We start from the raw sequence: 1,037 nt of genomic DNA, 5'->3' as shown, positions 1-1,037 counted from the left end.
ACCTTAACAGTGAAATCATCAGAAGAAAACCTAGTCGCAGGTGATATTACTGCAGGTGGTAATAATGATGCAACTTTGGGGGCAATTACTCTAGGCACGCCTTACTCCGTGGACGGCATCGATACACTCGATATTACTTCAGCAGCTAATGCAAAGGTTTCTGTAGACAGTATTGATACAGCATTAACTACTATTAATGATTACCGTGCCTCTGTTGGTGCTTTACAAAACCGAATGGAATATACCGTATCGAACTTAAGTAATATTAATGAAAATATGAATGCAGCACGTTCACAAATTCTGGATGCGGATTTCGCGAAAGAGTCTGCCAACCTAGCGCGCACGCAAGTGCTACAACAAGCTGGTATGAGCATGCTATCGCAAGCGAATCAGCAATCGCAAAATGTATTGCAATTGCTTCAATAATAAATAATTACATGGGCTTGGCCTTAAGTAGACCAAGCTAAATGTAAAAAGGTTTGAAGGATTTTCCTTCAAAAAATTCGCCTCCTAGTGGGCGGAGATATAAAAAGTTAGCAGCCCACTAGGGCAAGACTAACAGTCTACTTAAAAAGGAGATTTATCATGGCAATGGTAATCAACACAAATATGGCTTCATTGAATGCTGTTCGTACTCTTGATGCAACAAGTCGTGAACAGTCAACTTCAATGGAACGTTTAACTTCCGGTCTACGTATTAACTCTTCTGCGGATGATGCAGCGGGGCTTGCGGTAGCAACTCGAATGAGTACCCAAATTATGGGGACCGATCAAGCAGTTCGCAATACTAATGATGGTATTTCAGTGGTGCAAACCATAGATGGCGCAACCGAAGAAACCGTCAATATGCTTCAGCGTATGCGTGAATTGGGTCTTCAGTCAATGAATGATACCTACACTGCTGAAAACCGAGCTCAAATGAACTTGGAGTTTCAACAACTGAAAACGGAAATTGATCGTGTTGCCGAAACTACCAAGTTCAATGGCACGAATGTAATGAATGTTGATGGTGGTTTGTCTATTCAAGCTGGATGGGA

2 protein-coding genes are annotated in these 1,037 nt (G+C 41.8%); both read left to right on the top strand.

Annotated features, from left to right (window positions below; genetic code table 11):
- The coding region (locus J3998_RS13065) for a flagellin (RefSeq protein ID WP_279576319.1) at positions 1–426 on the top strand (426 nt) is incomplete at its 5' end.
- A 159-nt stretch (positions 427–585) separates the two neighbouring features.
- Positions 586–1,037, top strand: a 452-nt coding sequence (locus tag J3998_RS13060) for a flagellin N-terminal helical domain-containing protein (RefSeq protein ID WP_481924066.1), incomplete at its 3' end; no start/stop codon positions are given.

This window comes from Thiomicrorhabdus marina, from assembly GCF_017571465.1.
GTDB lineage: Bacteria > Pseudomonadota > Gammaproteobacteria > Thiomicrospirales > Thiomicrospiraceae > Thiomicrorhabdus > Thiomicrorhabdus marina.
This window is presented reverse-complemented; position numbering and strand designations above follow the sequence as displayed.